The sequence below is a fragment of the Pelobium manganitolerans genome (assembly GCF_003609575.1).
Classification (GTDB): Bacteria; Bacteroidota; Bacteroidia; order Sphingobacteriales; family Sphingobacteriaceae; genus Pseudopedobacter; species Pseudopedobacter manganitolerans.
The window spans coordinates 69,618-84,863 of sequence record NZ_MBTA01000003.1 but is presented as its reverse complement, the minus strand read 5'-3'; the positions used below and the strand labels follow the sequence as shown (position 1 = coordinate 84,863).

Here is a 15,246-nt window from a genome sequence, read left to right as displayed (position 1 = left end):
ATTATAGTCTTATCAGTTCAACCTTGGTTTTTTGGCCATCCACATAGTTGGAAATTTTGTTCACATAGAAATACATAGCATATTTTCCGAGGTAAACCGGCGTGAAGAAATCAAACTCGGAAATGTCAACCTCGTTGAGCCTGATGTTTTCGGTAACCTTTTTTGTGAGCGTAAGTACCTCCACAAGCTCGCGGTATCTTTTTTCAAGAATTTTATCAAAACCCAATCCTATATCCGGCATATTGAAATAGGTCGCCGGAAAATCATACCTGTCTACCTCACGTCTATAGTCTCCTTCTGCAAATTCGACGCGGGCGTTTGTCCGATAAATACGCGCTATCCGTTGCGCAGTGTTTACAGTAAAATCTTTTTTTCCATCCAGCTTGTCGCTTTCGGTTATCTTATTTATAAATACCGCCGGAAGTCCGCCGGCCCTGTATACTGTTTCAGACGCCGCGTATAATGAGGTGATTACGGTCTTCTCTACCGGCAGGCTCTCATCAGCAATTGATATAATCCCTTTCCCAAGCTCTTTGGAAACGCTCTGATCTTCTTTGTAAACGAAGTAATTCCGTTGCCCGTAGCTGCCTATCTTAAACTCGCGGTTAGCCGGAAGGGACTGGTCTACTTTGTCTGTCCAGTCAACGGCAATCATCTTGTTTTTTTTGATGTCCGAGAACGGCCTGAAGCTTACGGTTTTCCGGATATTGTCCGTCTGCACGACCAGCCCAAAGCGGAACATAAAATTTTTTAAAAAAGTTTTTATATCATCATCGGGCAGAACAGATCTGATATCTATCATTGATTTGTACAGCGCGGCGCCGGGAATCACCTCTATGTAAGTTTCTGGATAAACATAAGAGGATCTGGACGGGAAGGGTCCGCTGGTCGTGTTCCGATTTGCGTACATCCGGACGTAATCTCCAGCATTGAACGCTAGTTCCTCGGTCTCAAACTCTATTGTTTTCTTAACATAGTCTGACACAGAAGCCTGGCCGAACGCAAACATTTTTTTTGTGCCTAAGAATACTCCAACATATTCATCTTCATTTCTCTGAAGTCCTATAGTGAACATTTTTTCGACATTGTTTGATCCGGAAACAATCGCTTTGACTTTAAACTTTACAGTTCCGGACTTTAAAAAGGTATATCGGTTATTTTGCCAACGGCCAGACGCGTTAGATGTGCCGGCGTCCGGGATGCTCACTTGAAACCATGGTCCGGAATCTCCATTTTGCGTGCTGAGTTTTGTTGCCCTTAAAGCAAAATCACTCGATCCCGGCGCCTGTTCCATTTTGTCGCCTGAAAACGGCAGGATTTCGGCTAGATATTCCGGATCTTGAAAAACATCGCCTTCAAATTTAAAACCGGTTTTAATGAAAATACGCTCCATCACCGCGCTTACAAATACCGCCGGACGCATCTCTTCACATCTCAAAAGCGTATCTGCCGTTAGATTCCCATAGTCTACTAATGGATATATGTAGCCGGTGGTGTTTCCAAGAGAATAAATGATAGAAGCGATATCCCAGTAATGGTTAAGCGATGGCAGTCCGTGCTGTGTTTCGAATTCCGGACTGAAAAGCTCTTTTATGTTCCCGGTGAGCAAGTCGAAAAATTCGATATTGCCTGATATCACCCTTACTTCTATAAACTCATTTACGGCTTCGATAGATGCGAATCCATACGGTATCACCTCTAAACCGTTTTCGATATACTTAGCGCGCAAAAGCCGGTACTCCATGCCTTTTGAAAAGTTAAGATCTCCCGGTATGCCAAGCGCTTCAATATTTTTCTTTGTCAACGGAAGCTTGAACTGGTTCGTAGTATTGCCCTTAACCTTGTCAATATCGCCCACATCGCTTATCTGCTTTGTTACTCCGATGATTGTCTTAGCAGACATATCCATAAGTACATCGTTGATATATAGCTGTCCCATATTAGTTGGTTTGGATGTTTAGCGCCGGCAATAGGATAGAAAAATCAAATTCTATCTGCTCATCCTTGCTCTGATAGCTCAAAGATGTCTGTTCGATCTGTACAGTTACCCACTTCACCGGCGTCTGACCAATAAGTAATAAGACTTTAGGCGACATGATGACATTACGGATATGGACGAACTCATCTTTTTCAGCCACGGCTCCCAGCGTTATTTTTTCAAACGCCTCTTTACTGATGGTTTCTGTGGTGGCAGATGCTTTCAATAAATCCTCATTGTAAACGTCATATGTTTTGACGTTGGCTGTTGTAAGGTCTATTTTTTGCGTACTTTCAAAAAGCCAGTAATCCCACCCCCCTAGAGTGTTTACCCAGCATAGATAAACAGGGAACTTCCTGCAATCATTGTTGATTTTTACTTTCTTGCTTTCGGTTACGGTATTGAATTCATCTCCCTCATAATACCCGAGAGCTACGCTTTTAAACGCTGTATTATTTAAAAGATCAGGCGATAGCATTAACCTGTGAACCCCGAGAGCCTGACTGATCGGGGTAAAACCTTCATATCCCTCCTCTATCAAAACCATAGCGTTATCCTGATTGAGTAAAGCAGGCCCGTCCTGATTGGACAGCACGGTGTGGTTTCCCACACCAAAGGGATTGCTGTTGACGTCCAGCAAAGTCTCTGACCTAAGCAGGCTGTGTCCAATAATATTTTCTGAATAGATAAATGATAGATCGAACGGATATCCGACAAAATATGTCGGCACCTCGAAACTCGTTAAGAATTTAGCTTTTGTTACGTTCACCGAGTAGCTGGGGAAGGTGACATATTCAGCCATGTTGTTGCCGAACTTATCCCCAATCTGTTTTGCTGCGTTAACGAAATAATATACCTCTGGTATTTTGCTGTATTCCGGCAGAGAGCCGTCCCAAATTTCGCGGTAGTATATTTCAAAAGAAGCCGCGGCGTTAAGGTCTCTCCAGTTGATCCTGTCGTAAGTAAACTCGTTTTTATTGTTGACTAAATTTTTAAGCTTGCTCTGGATCTGTGTAACTACAAGGCCCATCGTGTCAGCTGTAAAAGTTCCGATATTTATCTCCTTGTCTTTAGATATACCGGTCACAACCTTTATCTCCATCCGGTAATTTGGCTTTATGTTGGTTATCACCTTTCCAGAACTGCTATTCCCTTGCAAGAACAACGTGTCGATAGTTACCGTATTTCCGGAAGTGGAATAAACTTTAAACACACCGCTGTATTTTTCGGATCTTACTGCTATGTAACCGCCTACCGAAATGCCCTGCGGTTCGTGGTCAAGTACAAGCTGCGGCCTGTTCCCGACATTAAGTATCCCGATGATAGTATAGTCGCTGCGCCTAAATCTGAACAGCAAAGGGTTATGTATTGCAACCCACCGGCTGGTATTGCCGTTCGGCATCTCGGTTCCGGGCGTGCTCTCTATAAAAGAAAAGAAAGGTTCAATAGTAAAATTCTCGCTCTTTGCGGACAGGTCATCTTTAACATAAACAGTGTAGTTTCCTGGTGCTAGGTTAAAGAACTGGTTACTCAATTGCCAGTTCAGGTTATCCAACGAAAATTGCAGAACTCCGAATGTTGTTACCGCGTTGACTGTAGCGTGACCATCTGAAGCGTATTCGCTCTGCTCATTGAAAGCGTCTACAGAATCAATCCTTAAAGCCACCTGTCCCGGGCCAACTATCACGAACTGCAAACTGGCGCTGCACCCATACTGATTTTTGGCCCGGGCTACTTGAACGCCGGGACCTATGTAGTCGAAAAACGGGGATGTTTGCCAACCGGAGACTCCGTCAACGGAATACTGTATGGAGTCTCCGGGCTTGACTCCGCTGAGGTGAATCTCTGCGGAGTCATCGTCTACCACTTTTACCTCCTCTATCGTAAGCGTACAGCCCCCGCCTCCGCCGTTATAGCCACAGTCGTTCGACGACAGCTCTATGTCCATGTCTACATAGGGGTATGTATTAACAGCTGTTACCGTGATTTTCGTAGTGCCTTCGCAGAAAGTTGTGATCGTGTCGCCCTCTGCATATATACGCTCGTTAAAAGCGGCGGGAAGCAGCTCAAGATCAGGCCACCCGTTAATAGGTCTTGAGCTGGTTACTGTTAGTATAAATGTTTCGGTATCGACAAATATTGTTATTGAATTATATCTGTCCATTAGAAGTCTATACCTGAACTGGTCTAGTATTTTTTTTCCCATTGTTAATCAAATAAAAGTGAACGGGTTTCCTGTAAATATTTTGCGCTCAACGATTCGGTAAAATCATCAAGCTTTTTCTCATCTATGAAATTCGTCAGTACGCCAGAATGCCCTCCCTCCCTGTAAAGTTTAGACCCTTGCTTTCTCAAAACATGAGCTAAGGCATACGGGTTTAAATCCAGCCCTTTCGCCGATATCCATTCCTTTAGCTGTTCTACCAGTGTCGGATATTCAACTGCTTGGGCCTCTTCGGGTGACGTTCCGAATTCGGTATTCAGAATATTCTCGTTTGCACGGATCTGGCCGCCTGTGGCAGATGTTGCTAAAACACTTAGCGATGCTATTGTTTTACCGGTAGCAACTCTGCCTTGGGCAATACTTTCTTGTCTTATTTTGTCAGCGACAGACTTGAGATAGGCTCTTATAAGCTCGGAATCATTATTGAATACGCTCATGGGCAATTAGGTCTAAGGTCCTTAGTTTTAACCGTAGCCGTGAGTATCACGCCTGATAGATTTGCATCGAACATATTGATCACATCAACAGTATCGTATTCCAGCACGTCATTGATTTCCGCATGATGCAGGAGCTGGTTAACAAACTTATGCGCGGCGTCATCCATGCGTTCGATGATATCGATATGACCTTCTTCAGTATCGGCCGAAAAATCACTGCGCTCGGCAAACAATATCTCTATTGTCTTCTCCGCTCCGGAAAAACCTTGCTTTGATTTTACGCCTCTACCTCTTACAGGCATAGATAGGTAGCACACAGGAAAAACAACCCCCTTTTTTTTATCCCTCAGGTTCTGGAATGACTTAGGGCCATGGTAAAAGGACTGATCGTTGCCTTCAGCTATTTCCTTAACAATCTTTGAAATATACATATATGTATTATTTGAATATAAAAGTAGCTATTTAGCTCTTAATATTTTATGGTATTTGTCCTGATACACGGAAACTTCTTTGTTAAGCATGAGTTTAACAAAGACTTTCTCATACCTCATATTCATGATATCGCCCCATTTCGTAAGGTCGCCTCCTGCCAGTGCATCAACGGTGTTTATTGTTCCGAACTTATCAAGGTTCCTTATCCCTGCTTTTATCTGATCCTCGGTTAAGCTACGTGACAGCGATTGCTTTTCTAGCTCGCAGATATCACGTAGCTGCTCAAAAAAAAACTAGCGACAGGAAAAGCTTGTTTAACAGGAATCGTTCTCATTATCTCCACAAAGTCTTCAACCCTTTCATCGTTAAACCTCTCGCCTGTAATCCTTGGATAAAAATAAATTGCCAGTGCTTCCGGCATCAAGCTTATAAAGTTGACGTTATCAGGATCCAGATTTTTCGCCAATTCTTCCAACGCTACTTTTTGCCCAAACGTTTCAACTTTTAAATCGATCGGTATTTTATACTCCTCATTATCGATTTTTATCTTGTTCGGCAATGGATATGCTTTAAGATCTGGAGTTTCTGTTAAGAATGACAACAGGAGCTCAATTTCTTTCCATTGTTCCAGATCGGTAGCTCCGGACAGCTCATCATCGGTAAAACCGGTTATTATCGACAATAACTTGATCTTATAATTTTTCTGTTCTTTTAACTCGGATATGGTTAACATCTGTCCGAGTGTCAAGTCTCCCCAATTAGTTGGAATACTGATCTCTTTGTGATAAGGCTTATCATCAGGCCCGAAAAATGTAAATCTTGCCGGTATCATAATTTTAATTTATTAGTGAATATTTAGGTCTTTTTATAGGTTTATGATTATTAGACAGTTTGTTCAGCGCTACATAACGCAAAGGGTCAATGATGTGATTTTTGAAATCGACAGGAATGTTCAATGAACGCCCAGTCGCTTTATCTACCTTCCAGATATAGCTCTGGAATTCCTTTTTAGTATTGGCGGATCTTCTGGTGATGTTGATGGTATAACGTTTCAGGATGTCGATACTATTTTTTACAGAGTCAGGCCCTTTCTCCGCTCCCACGATTTTCCACTTTCCTAAATTCTTAATCTCGTCTATCGATTTAGGTTCGGCAGAATCAGCAATAATTTCCCGCTTCCTATCCCATCCGAATGATGTAAAACGTTCAGAGATGTCAGGATTGGTCAAATTTGTTTCATAGATACGCTCATCTATCCATAACTGGCCGTTGGCCATATAAACATCAATACATCCGGTTGGGTCATTGGTATATCCAAAATCGAGACCTGTCGCAATGAAAGTTGCATAAGATGGTATCTCGTCAACGATGTTATAGTTCCGGAAGATAAGGCCCTGAAGTTTACCCGTTAATCCACGGCCATAAACTTTGAACAGCTCATAATCCTCATATCTCAGATTCTCAATCTCTTTGTGCTTATCTTCCGGAATAAACGGATTGTGCCGGTGGTCGGATATTATCAGCTTTACTTCCGGATTACCCATTAATTCATCATGCGCCCAGAATTCTACAGTCGGGTTGTAATCTATGAATATCCGCTTGCCTGTCCTTAAGGCCAACTGTTTATAAATAGGATAAATAACACCGTTCGCCTCGTTAACAAAAAGGTAGTCTCTTTTGCCAGACTTTGCGTCTTGTTCATTGGTGTAGGACTTGAATTCAACGATTGAGCCGTTGCGGAATGTAATCAGCTTTTCAGATTCATTATAAAAATTCCCGTTACTGATAGGTTTAACGAATGATTGCAGCACGGGTGAATCCCGGATGATGTTTTTTGAGTCCCGAATGGCTCCGGATTTAAGGTTCGGAATATCCTGTCCTACGACCGTGATGATCTGATTCGGCTCCTGTACGGCTAGGGAAAAAAGAACCTGTAGGATTGAATAAGTTTTAGCACTCCATGTGCCGCCTTGATTGATGAGAATTTTCTTACCGGGTTCAGGGTTTAAGTTTACATCGTATAGTGGCGTTGTGCTGAACATCACACATCAACTTCGTTTTCGCTTCCTGCAAAGGGCGGGACATTTTCGGAATGTACAACGGTGATTTTAACTTCTGAAGGGAGCGGTGTACCGTCCTTACCGGTCAGTTCCACTTTGTCAATCATGATGCCGTCTAGCTTAGCCATGCTGTCCAGTACTTTGTTTACAGCTCTTACTCCGGAAGGTGTTTTCTTAAGCACCGGATCCATCTCACGAATGAGTTTCATCTTACGTTTTTTGTAGTAGGATTTTAATGCATCGACAGATTGCTCTTCCTTTTCTTTGAATTCACGGAACGCTTCGGAATAATATCGCTCGGCCTGCCTTACAGATATGTCCCATTTGGAAACGCACGAGCGTACGATATCGGTAAAAGTATAATCTTCCAATATCCATTCCTGCACCGTACGGATGCGCTTATATTTCTCGAGCTGCGAAGACATTACACAATCATTCTTTTTATCACAGCGATATGCCTGGTAGTTTCATGAATCCGGTCCCGAAGTTTAATAGCTTCGATTTCCCTCATTTTCTTTATTTCGTCAGAGGTCTCTCTGTTTTTGATAGGGTCGTCCCCTCCTTCATAAGATGCCAGTGCCTGCGTATTGATATGTAACTCTTCGGTTAGGTAATCAATGATTGTCTGTTTTACTTCTGTCATCGCTCTAATAATTTCGTTGCTCATAAAAATCAGATATAGTTAACGATCCATTCGAATGCTCGAATGTAGGAACTATATCACGTTTCCTGCAATAGTTTATATACCTCTTGATTGTCGACTGTACGTGTGCTGGTTCTATCTCGGACGCATAGCATCTACGTTCGGTCGATTCGCACGCGATCAAAGCGGAGCCGCTTCCCACAAAGAAATCTATTACTCCGTCGCCCGGGTTGGTAGTATCCAAGATTGCATCCGCTATCATCTTTACAGGTTTTGGGGTGGGGTGGTTCTTGAGCTCGGCCCGGTCCGGATTGGCGGTACTGGTTGCTGAAGGGTAATTCCAGACATTGGTACGAATCCTGTCCTTTAACTCGAGATGGGAGAGGTGCTTTGCCTTGTCGGGGTGCTTAAAGATGTAGACCATCTCATGCTCGTTTTTATAAAACCCTCCATAATCAAGCATGTCGCGGTTCCATAAAGGCAGTGCTGATGGCTCGTTAAACACGAAACACAACTCATGTTTGGCCCGGTAAAAAGAGCCGTTGGCCATCAAGTCTTTATTCCATACACATACCTGCTTCGGTACCGGTGAACCGTACACTCTTCTACCGGCTTCTGTCATGTGCCACGAATGCCTAAAATCCATAAAGATGTAATGGATGGCGCCGGGCAGTGTATTGTCCACTGCTGACCTCATTATCAGTTCAAGGAAATCAGCAAATTCATTGTCTGTCATCTCCCCTGCTCCCATAGCAAAGTCTTTTTTATGCACCCCAGAAAAGAAATTGGTAGGCAGGTTGTAAGGCGGGTCGGTGAGCAATATCCTGGCTTTTTCCCCATTGAACAATAAAGATAAAGCCTCTTGATTGGTAAAGCTATCACAGATCAGTCTATGGTTGCCCAGCTTAAACAAGTCTCCCGGCTTTACAATAATATCCTCATCAGCGGGTACCTCCGGCTCTTCGGAATCCTCAAGACTGAACACGTCAAACTTCTGGATAAAACGCTCCTCCGAAAACTCAGGCAGATCTATCTCACCGGTAATCTCCCTAAAATTCAGGTCGAACTCTTCGATAAAGTCAAACAATCCCTGCTGGGTTATTTTGGCATAAATTGAAGAATAGATCAGAACTAGCTTAGCTGCTTCCTGTCGGTTTCCGCAGTCAATAAAGGTAGCCGGAAGCAGCTCCGGAATGTCTGCGCCCTCATCTTCCAGAGCTTTTAATGCGCCTGTTCGGTGATATCCGTCCAGACAATATACGATACCGTCCGGCGCTTCCCAGACGTAAAAAGGCTGTGTGAACTGATTGGCTAATATTGATGATTTTAATTTATTGAAAGCGTCATCCGGAAGCTCCTTGAATCCGTCCTGCTGGATAAACTTTAAGGACTTCCATCTTACGAGCTCGGTCCTGATGACACGAGAAGAAAGTGAATTGTCGGTAACGGCCATTTAAAAAGATTATTTTTTATATCAAAAATATACATATATGTATAATAAACCTAAAAAATATATTCCGTTACCGACAATTAACGACTTAAGAACTGACCAGCTCAAGGGTGTCAGTCTGGTACTTTCCTGTTATGCCGTCCTCAAACAGTACCGTAGCCACTTCACCGTCACACTCTGTTACTTCACCAATCTGGCCACGCTTATTATAGGGGTCTGTTGTAAGGAACGGGTTGATTTTAACTTTCTGATTTTTCATGTCTTTTTGTTTGATTATTGCCTAATTTAACGCTTAAACCGTGTAGTTTATAATCTTCCAGCGTGTATTATATCTTCTTAATCGGTAGAGGTCGGCAAATACGCCCATGCTACGCAAGGTTGCAGCTGCCGATAACTTGCGCTAAACAAAATACTCCCTGCGGTCGTACTGTCGTTTAGCTTTCAGTTATAGGAAATGTTTTTAAAAAGCCCCCAACACCTAAACGCATACCTATCCAGCGTTACCATTATTATATCGACACTTACCTTCGCAAAAAGGTTTTTTATCGCAATAATGAAACGGACATCCATCTAAAGAAGTTGAAGCAGGTAAACCAGTTGCAACTTGGCTTCTAAGATGTTGTCCTGTATTCATAAAATCATTGAAAAGATTTTTTTCAACTTTCATTTTTAGTAATGCAAATTCTGCTGTTTCAGCTTCACTTTTTGAGAAAAGTAACCCATAACCTAAAGCTTCTTTAACTAAGCTTAATTCATTTAATGTTAATTCCATTTTGTTGTTTTTTCCACCCCTTCTTTTTTAAAAACACATCCTATAACATAGGTTTTGCCTTATTTCGGAAGTGGGTGTTTAGTTAATATTTCTGTTAATTTTAGTTTGTACTGTTTAATTTCTGCATCTGTAAACGTCAACAAAGCAAAGCCTCAAAACGTTAGTGGCAATTAGTTTGCTTCGTGCAATTCACCGCAAACCCCGCATTTGCATGGTTTATTATGACTGTTTAGTCTTTTTATCTCTTTACAATTACCGCAAACTAACTGTTCGCTTCGCCCTACAACAAAGTGTTGGCGTAATTGCTCGTATGCGTTCTTCGATAGAGTAATTCCGTAAGCACTTCCTGTTTGGTCATGCTGTACTATAATTTCAAAATCTTCACCTTTTGGAAGCACTGTTAATGTTTCTGTATCCATAATAAATTTTCGTTTAATAATCCGCAACTACGCCAACACTCGGCTCGTTAACTTTTAATCCAATTCATATCTCTCTTTTAAAAATCGATTTAACATGTTCCTTGAGTTCTTCCCGTATTTGCTTTTCCTTATCCGGAGTAAGCCCCTCAATATCCATCTTGACGGATACCGTGAATTTCCGCTTGCCTTTCTTAGCGGCACCTACAAAGAATATCTTTCCTGCCGGCGCATGATGACCTTTATGAATTCTCGTTTTGGTAACGGTGATTTTCATTCCTGTGCTGATCAACGAGTCAAGCATCAGTTCGTTAAAATTTAGTTTCTTTTTCATATTGTTATTTTCCAAAATTTATTAGTGGTTGTATACTTCCGTCCGGATAAACTGTATCCATCAAAACATCTCCGGTTGGTTCAGTACCGTCCCAACGGTTTGGCCAGCGGTTGACTTTCCAAAGTGATCTTATTAAGTTCCGTTCTTGTTTATTTAAAAGAGTAACAGTTGGTTTGCCTTCTTTAACAGCTACTTTATTGATTTCGTTCTGGATACGAATGATTTCTTTATAGGCCCGCTTCCTTGATTCCATTGTTAGAGGGCCTAGCCGTTGCTTGTTTTTTTCCTTGCTTTCTTTTCCGGTTTTTCGCAACCTGTTTTGAGGAAGCCTCAAATCCCTCCAGATAGGTTTTAATCGTTTAAGAGGGAACAGATAACCCCATGTAAGCCGTTTTACCAAATTATCCAAAGCTGTGTCTTTTGAAGCTAATGGACAGGCGATACAGCCGGTACGGGCGTTAATTTCTTCGGCTTCATCTCCACCGTAGGCGTCTGCAATCAAAGCAGTTGAAAAATCCCCGTATTCAGGCAGCGGTGCCCAGTGTTTCAGCCACTCCCACACATGGCAAACACGCCAGTGTAAAATAGGCGCCAGTGTGTCGCAAATGCTTTCGGGCATAGTTTCCTGATACCATCCCTGCCCACATTCAGCTCCATCTTTTCCGCATGACATTATGATTCTTTGGTCTCTTATCGCAGACTCGCCCTGACGTACGCCTGTAAGCATTAAAACTTTTTCGCCTTTTTCCTTGAAAATTTTTTCCAGTTCGGCTTTCATCGGATCAATCTTGATCTGACGGGTGCACCATCGGAACGTGTTGTTATTTGGTGGCGGAACACCCCTACCTAAGATATAGGTCATAAACCTTTTGTCGAGCGGAGCGGTTACAATTTTCACAGTGATCCCCAGCTCCTCAAGCTCCTCCATAATTTGTTGCGCGGCAAAATAAAGCGGTGTCAATTCCAATCTGGTATCGGCATACATAACGGTAAGGGTTTCCGGCGCTTTTAACCTGCCTGAGGTTATTAACCAGACTATTAGAGTGACAAGTGTGGTACTGTCTTTACCGCCACTCCAAGCCATGCACCAGTGTTTGTATTTCGGGCCATAGGCTAACAAAGACTGAGTTGTAAGCTCTATGCTTTCATTCATCTGCAGGCGTTTTGAAATGCCCTCAAAAAGATTTGTTTGTATTGCTTTCATATCAAAACCCCCATACTAACATTGCCGCGTCACGGGCGTGGTTTGACGTTACTCCTTGCCAGCCGGTGAGCGCTTTGAAATAACCTGTACTGATTTTTGTCTTAACCTTTCCAGGGCTGGTCATCTGAAAAGGAATAGCTTTGTCCTGTAGGAAATCCTCCCATATCTTGCAGTCCCTCTTAACACTGCCGGCTCCCTGCTTCTTAGCTTCTGCGTCGCCCGATCCTAACCATTTACGTTGCCTCGCGTCCTCTATCCTCACCATCTCGATATGCGCCCCCATATCTGTAACAATCTCAAAAGCCCTGTGTATACGCACCGTATGAAGTTCCAGCAACTTCTTTTCTTTCTTGCTGTAAACAGCTATACCTGTCTTTACACCGGGATCTATCCCGATGATTAAGTTTTTATCCATCTATGTATAATTTAAAAAGTTCAACTCCTGCGGTCCGGCGAATGGTCCGGAAAGGTTATGATGTTGCACATCTCTCTCAGCCTTGACCTTACCCTTGCGCCGTAGTATTCACCGATTGCTTCCGCGTTTAAGTTTGTGGTGAAATGGGTTTTGTTCCGGATACCCCTATCGTACCTGTTCAGAATGACTTCCTGCATCACGTTTACCTCGTTCCCAAAGTGTTTTTTAACGCTCTCTGTGCCTAGGTCGTCAAAAAACGCCCCGATGTCCGCCTGATTGTAGAACTGTCCTCTGGGCACGGAAAACAGCCCGGAATAGTACTGTAAAACATCGTTGCCCCCGTCCTTCATTTCCGTATACTCCCCGGCAACGTCCCGGCATGAAAGCACGCGGAAGGAGTTGACTGTGTTTTTGCGGAAAAAAGAGAGCATCGTGGTCTTTCCGCAGCCTACCGGGCCAACGATCATTATCCCCTTCCGTAACGAGAAGGCCTCCGCGGTTTTTTCAAAAGCCGGATCCAGCGTAAAGTACTGGCATAACAGCTTGAACACGGCCCGGTTACCGTCGTCAATCACGAAATCCGGATTCTGCTCCCTTGCTGTTTTCAGGATTATTTTTCCCAGCTGCTCTGGCGTGTAGTTCGGTACCTCCACCATGCGGTTAACTTTCTCGGCGTGTTCCCTTAGCCGGATTTCCGCCAGTTTTTTAATTTTAGCCGATTTGATGACTTCGTTCAGCTCATCTTCGGAAAGCTCTACATCTTCCCATTCCGGTTTATAGCTTTCCGAAATTGCCACCTGTGATTGCAGGAGGTCTTTGATTGTTTTTTCCATCTTTCAAGTTTTTGTCGTTACAGATCAGTTCATCTTCCCATCCCCGATTGTTCAGAAAGGTCTCCGGATTTTTGCGGTACTGTTTGTTCGGCTGCGCCAGCTTGTATTTCGGCACATAAGCCATTACCGCCTGTTTTTCGGAAACTTTTAAGTTTTCCCATTTTTTCTGAAGCTTTTCCACCTTTCCGACTTTCTTGTCGTAAGCGTCCCAGAAGCTTTTGAATGAAATACCAAGTTCTTCAGACGGGAACATCTCAGGTGCTGATTTTTTTTCAGCACCGGTGGATAGTGTTTCTTTGTTTAATGGTTTACTTGTTTCTTTGTTTAATGGTTTATTTAAGGCAACAGTGCTATTAACTTGCTTTGTCACGAGCGATTTCAGTGCTTTGTCAAGAGGTTTGTCAATTTTTGATAGGGCAATTTTATCTGCTTTGTCAATTTTTGATAGGGCAATTACGTTAGCTGTGAACTGGTTTCTGCTTTCTCTTACCACGTTTACAAAGCCCCATGCCACAAGGTCGTTAAATACCTTTTTGTACGTATTGTAAGATGAAATGCCTACCGCCGCCATCGTTTGATCCCTTGGTATCCCGAACTCTTTTACCCAGCCCATCCGGTTGTTGAGCTCTATGAACCACATAAGCATTGCGCAGTGGTTGCCCGTCACCTTGCCCTGATTCTCGAAAGCAAAATCAAACCACGCCCGTGAAAGCTGATAACCGGTTATCTCCATTAATAAAGATCTTTGTTCTGTAAATTCATTTTGCCCAGAGCCAGTTGCATTTTAGCCATTTCAACCTCAGTCCTGCCAAGATCTATAAGTGTTTTAAGCTGGTCGTTGATAGCGTTTGCCTGTCCAATATATGCCGGATCTGCTTTCAGCTTTTCGATGTTAGACATAATGATATTTGAAAGCGCCGGCACGTTGCTTTTAAAAGAGAGTTCCGGTATTTGCATTACCTGTGCCGGAAGCGTTTCTTCTTTCTCTTGCCTAGCAGAAACAAACGGAGTATCCTCATCTACCGGTAAAAAACCTCCTAATATCTCATCGGCTTCATCATGGTGGATCACCAGATCCTCACGGCTCGTAACAATTTTTGAAAATGTGGTCTCGCACTGGTAGCGCAAAACCCGGTGCTCTTTTCCTTTATATAAATAAAGCTTGCCTGCCATTACCGCCAGCTTACTTTCCATTTGCATTTTTGTCATGGTTCTTGATTTCTCTGTTAAGTTTTAACTGTTGTCTTTTTAATTCTAAAAGCTCCGGCGAATCCAACACAGCTTCCGTATCGCCTGTTTTCCCCACGATGCACCTAGCTACGTATTTATCCCCTAGCCTTAAGGCCGGATGGTTGCGTTTCCTGTTTTCTTTTCGCGTGATCATCTCCAGATTCTCCAGCGTGCAGTTCATCGGATCACCATCCTTAAACCAAAGGCAGTGGCCACTAGGTACCTTGCCGTTTGCTTGCTCCCATAAATGCTTATGGAGCATGGACCATACACCCACCTTTATACAGATGTACTTATAACGCTTGCCTCCACGTTCCCGATGGTCGTGCCTTATGGTGATTTTCCCTACCTCGTTGTAGGTGTTGTGCGGCAATTGCCCTTTTTTGAACCTCGTAGCCTTGGTCCTTTCAATCGCTTCCGGACTCATGTACTCGGTTTGCTTTTTGCCTTTGTTCACAGGCGTCATGCCTTTGCGGAACTGGTTTTTTTGAATGTGGCAAGCCATAAACTCAGGAGTCTTTCGTAGCTTTAATTTAAAAGCAGCGGCTTGGACTGACTTCTCTGACCTACTAAACTTTTTAGCGATTTCTGCATTAAGCGTGTCCGGATATAGTTTTATCAGTTCCTGCTCGTCCGCCCAGGCCCAAGACAATAGCTTTCCTTTCTTTCTCAGCCTTGTGTTGCTGGCTTTTGATTTTATCTCTTTGTCGCTGAAAGGGAATATCTTGGCCAGCTCGGCAAGGGGAAGCACCGGGTATAACTCCCGGAACTTCTCTTCGTATGCTTTCCACATCCCTCTCATTATTCCTCCGATTTTA

The 15,246-nt window shown here is 43.2% G+C and carries 19 protein-coding genes; all 19 read right to left on the bottom strand.

Annotated features, from left to right (window positions below):
- Position 1 precedes the first annotated feature (1 nt).
- Positions 2-1,939: a hypothetical protein gene (locus BCY91_RS03570; RefSeq protein ID WP_120180654.1), complete on the bottom strand. Its 1,938-nt coding sequence runs from the start codon at positions 1,937-1,939 to the stop codon at positions 2-4.
- Position 1,940: 1 nt separating this feature from the next.
- Positions 1,941-4,184, bottom strand: coding sequence for a hypothetical protein (locus tag BCY91_RS03565; protein WP_120180653.1), 2,244 nt, complete (start codon positions 4,182-4,184; stop codon positions 1,941-1,943).
- Positions 4,185-4,186: 2 nt separating this feature from the next.
- Positions 4,187-4,639: a hypothetical protein gene (locus BCY91_RS03560; protein WP_120180652.1), complete on the bottom strand. Its 453-nt coding sequence runs from the start codon at positions 4,637-4,639 to the stop codon at positions 4,187-4,189.
- Complete coding sequence (locus tag BCY91_RS03555; RefSeq protein ID WP_120180651.1) at positions 4,636-5,070, bottom strand: hypothetical protein; 435 nt, start codon at positions 5,068-5,070, stop codon at positions 4,636-4,638. The genes BCY91_RS03560 and BCY91_RS03555 overlap by 4 nt, the downstream gene beginning before the upstream one ends.
- 257 nt (positions 5,071-5,327) lie before the next feature.
- Complete coding sequence (locus BCY91_RS03550; protein WP_120180650.1) at positions 5,328-5,903, bottom strand: hypothetical protein; 576 nt, start codon at positions 5,901-5,903, stop codon at positions 5,328-5,330.
- Between the two features lie 4 nt (positions 5,904-5,907).
- Positions 5,908-7,113, bottom strand: coding sequence for a PBSX family phage terminase large subunit (locus BCY91_RS03545; RefSeq protein WP_120180649.1), 1,206 nt, complete (start codon positions 7,111-7,113; stop codon positions 5,908-5,910).
- Complete coding sequence (locus BCY91_RS03540) at positions 7,113-7,556, bottom strand: hypothetical protein (protein WP_120180648.1); 444 nt, start codon at positions 7,554-7,556, stop codon at positions 7,113-7,115. Before BCY91_RS03540 ends, BCY91_RS03545 begins: the two co-directional genes overlap by 1 nt.
- Positions 7,556-7,774, bottom strand: a complete 219-nt coding sequence (locus BCY91_RS03535) for a hypothetical protein (protein WP_182995297.1) — start codon at positions 7,772-7,774, stop codon at positions 7,556-7,558. Before BCY91_RS03535 ends, BCY91_RS03540 begins: the two co-directional genes overlap by 1 nt.
- 4 nt (positions 7,775-7,778) lie before the next feature.
- On the bottom strand, positions 7,779-9,227 hold the full coding sequence (locus BCY91_RS03530; protein WP_120180646.1) for a DNA modification methylase: 1,449 nt from the start codon (positions 9,225-9,227) through the stop codon (positions 7,779-7,781).
- 85 nt (positions 9,228-9,312) lie between these two features.
- A complete protein-coding gene (locus BCY91_RS17520) occupies positions 9,313-9,483 on the bottom strand; it encodes a hypothetical protein (protein WP_182995296.1) in 171 nt (56 codons plus the stop codon).
- A gap of 231 nt (positions 9,484-9,714) precedes the next feature.
- Positions 9,715-9,996 carry a hypothetical protein gene (locus BCY91_RS03525; RefSeq protein WP_120180645.1) on the bottom strand — a complete coding sequence of 94 codons (282 nt, stop codon included), beginning with the start codon at positions 9,994-9,996 and terminating at the stop codon, positions 9,715-9,717.
- Between the two features lie 170 nt (positions 9,997-10,166).
- Positions 10,167-10,415, bottom strand: coding sequence for a hypothetical protein (locus BCY91_RS03520; RefSeq protein ID WP_120180644.1), 249 nt, complete (start codon positions 10,413-10,415; stop codon positions 10,167-10,169).
- 64 nt (positions 10,416-10,479) lie between these two features.
- Complete coding sequence (locus tag BCY91_RS03515; RefSeq protein ID WP_120180643.1) at positions 10,480-10,746, bottom strand: hypothetical protein; 267 nt, start codon at positions 10,744-10,746, stop codon at positions 10,480-10,482.
- 4 nt (positions 10,747-10,750) lie between these two features.
- Entirely contained in the window at positions 10,751-11,950 is a 1,200-nt protein-coding gene (locus tag BCY91_RS03510; protein WP_120180642.1) for a phosphoadenosine phosphosulfate reductase domain-containing protein, read from the bottom strand.
- Position 11,951: 1 nt separating this feature from the next.
- The gene (locus BCY91_RS03505) at positions 11,952-12,365 is read right to left on the bottom strand and encodes a hypothetical protein (RefSeq protein WP_120180641.1); all 414 of its coding nucleotides are present in this window, start codon (positions 12,363-12,365) and stop codon (positions 11,952-11,954) included.
- A 20-nt stretch (positions 12,366-12,385) separates the two neighbouring features.
- A complete protein-coding gene (locus tag BCY91_RS03500) occupies positions 12,386-13,198 on the bottom strand; it encodes a hypothetical protein (RefSeq protein ID WP_120180640.1) in 813 nt (270 codons plus the stop codon).
- A complete protein-coding gene (locus BCY91_RS03495; protein ID WP_120180639.1) occupies positions 13,140-13,931 on the bottom strand; it encodes a hypothetical protein in 792 nt (263 codons plus the stop codon). The genes BCY91_RS03500 and BCY91_RS03495 overlap by 59 nt, the downstream gene beginning before the upstream one ends.
- Positions 13,931-14,407 (bottom strand): hypothetical protein, encoded by a 477-nt coding sequence (locus tag BCY91_RS03490; protein WP_120180638.1) that lies wholly within the window; start codon positions 14,405-14,407, stop codon positions 13,931-13,933. The genes BCY91_RS03495 and BCY91_RS03490 overlap by 1 nt, the downstream gene beginning before the upstream one ends.
- Positions 14,382-15,230 carry an HNH endonuclease signature motif containing protein gene (locus BCY91_RS03485; RefSeq protein WP_120180637.1) on the bottom strand — a complete coding sequence of 283 codons (849 nt, stop codon included), beginning with the start codon at positions 15,228-15,230 and terminating at the stop codon, positions 14,382-14,384. The genes BCY91_RS03490 and BCY91_RS03485 overlap by 26 nt, the downstream gene beginning before the upstream one ends.
- Positions 15,231-15,246: the final 16 nt, after the last annotated feature.

Coding starts and splice junctions, on each gene's coding strand:
- BCY91_RS03570 (WP_120180654.1), bottom strand. CDS start 1,939: ATGGGACAGCTATATATCAACGATGTACTTATGGATATGTCTGCTAAG.
- BCY91_RS03565 (WP_120180653.1), bottom strand. CDS start 4,184: ATGGGAAAAAAAATACTAGACCAGTTCAGGTATAGACTTCTAATGGAC.
- BCY91_RS03560 (WP_120180652.1), bottom strand. CDS start 4,639: ATGAGCGTATTCAATAATGATTCCGAGCTTATAAGAGCCTATCTCAAG.
- BCY91_RS03555 (WP_120180651.1), bottom strand. CDS start 5,070: ATGTATATTTCAAAGATTGTTAAGGAAATAGCTGAAGGCAACGATCAG.
- BCY91_RS03550 (WP_120180650.1), bottom strand. CDS start 5,903: ATGATACCGGCAAGATTTACATTTTTCGGGCCTGATGATAAGCCTTAT.
- BCY91_RS03545 (WP_120180649.1), bottom strand. CDS start 7,113: ATGTTCAGCACAACGCCACTATACGATGTAAACTTAAACCCTGAACCC.
- BCY91_RS03540 (WP_120180648.1), bottom strand. CDS start 7,556: ATGTCTTCGCAGCTCGAGAAATATAAGCGCATCCGTACGGTGCAGGAA.
- BCY91_RS03535 (WP_182995297.1), bottom strand. CDS start 7,774: ATGACAGAAGTAAAACAGACAATCATTGATTACCTAACCGAAGAGTTA.
- BCY91_RS03530 (WP_120180646.1), bottom strand. CDS start 9,227: ATGGCCGTTACCGACAATTCACTTTCTTCTCGTGTCATCAGGACCGAG.
- BCY91_RS17520 (WP_182995296.1), bottom strand. CDS start 9,483: ATGAAAAATCAGAAAGTTAAAATCAACCCGTTCCTTACAACAGACCCC.
- BCY91_RS03525 (WP_120180645.1), bottom strand. CDS start 9,996: ATGGAATTAACATTAAATGAATTAAGCTTAGTTAAAGAAGCTTTAGGT.
- BCY91_RS03520 (WP_120180644.1), bottom strand. CDS start 10,415: ATGGATACAGAAACATTAACAGTGCTTCCAAAAGGTGAAGATTTTGAA.
- BCY91_RS03515 (WP_120180643.1), bottom strand. CDS start 10,746: ATGAAAAAGAAACTAAATTTTAACGAACTGATGCTTGACTCGTTGATC.
- BCY91_RS03510 (WP_120180642.1), bottom strand. CDS start 11,950: ATGAAAGCAATACAAACAAATCTTTTTGAGGGCATTTCAAAACGCCTG.
- BCY91_RS03505 (WP_120180641.1), bottom strand. CDS start 12,365: ATGGATAAAAACTTAATCATCGGGATAGATCCCGGTGTAAAGACAGGT.
- BCY91_RS03500 (WP_120180640.1), bottom strand. CDS start 13,198: ATGGAAAAAACAATCAAAGACCTCCTGCAATCACAGGTGGCAATTTCG.
- BCY91_RS03495 (WP_120180639.1), bottom strand. CDS start 13,931: ATGGAGATAACCGGTTATCAGCTTTCACGGGCGTGGTTTGATTTTGCT.
- BCY91_RS03490 (WP_120180638.1), bottom strand. CDS start 14,407: ATGACAAAAATGCAAATGGAAAGTAAGCTGGCGGTAATGGCAGGCAAG.
- BCY91_RS03485 (WP_120180637.1), bottom strand. CDS start 15,230: ATGAGAGGGATGTGGAAAGCATACGAAGAGAAGTTCCGGGAGTTATAC.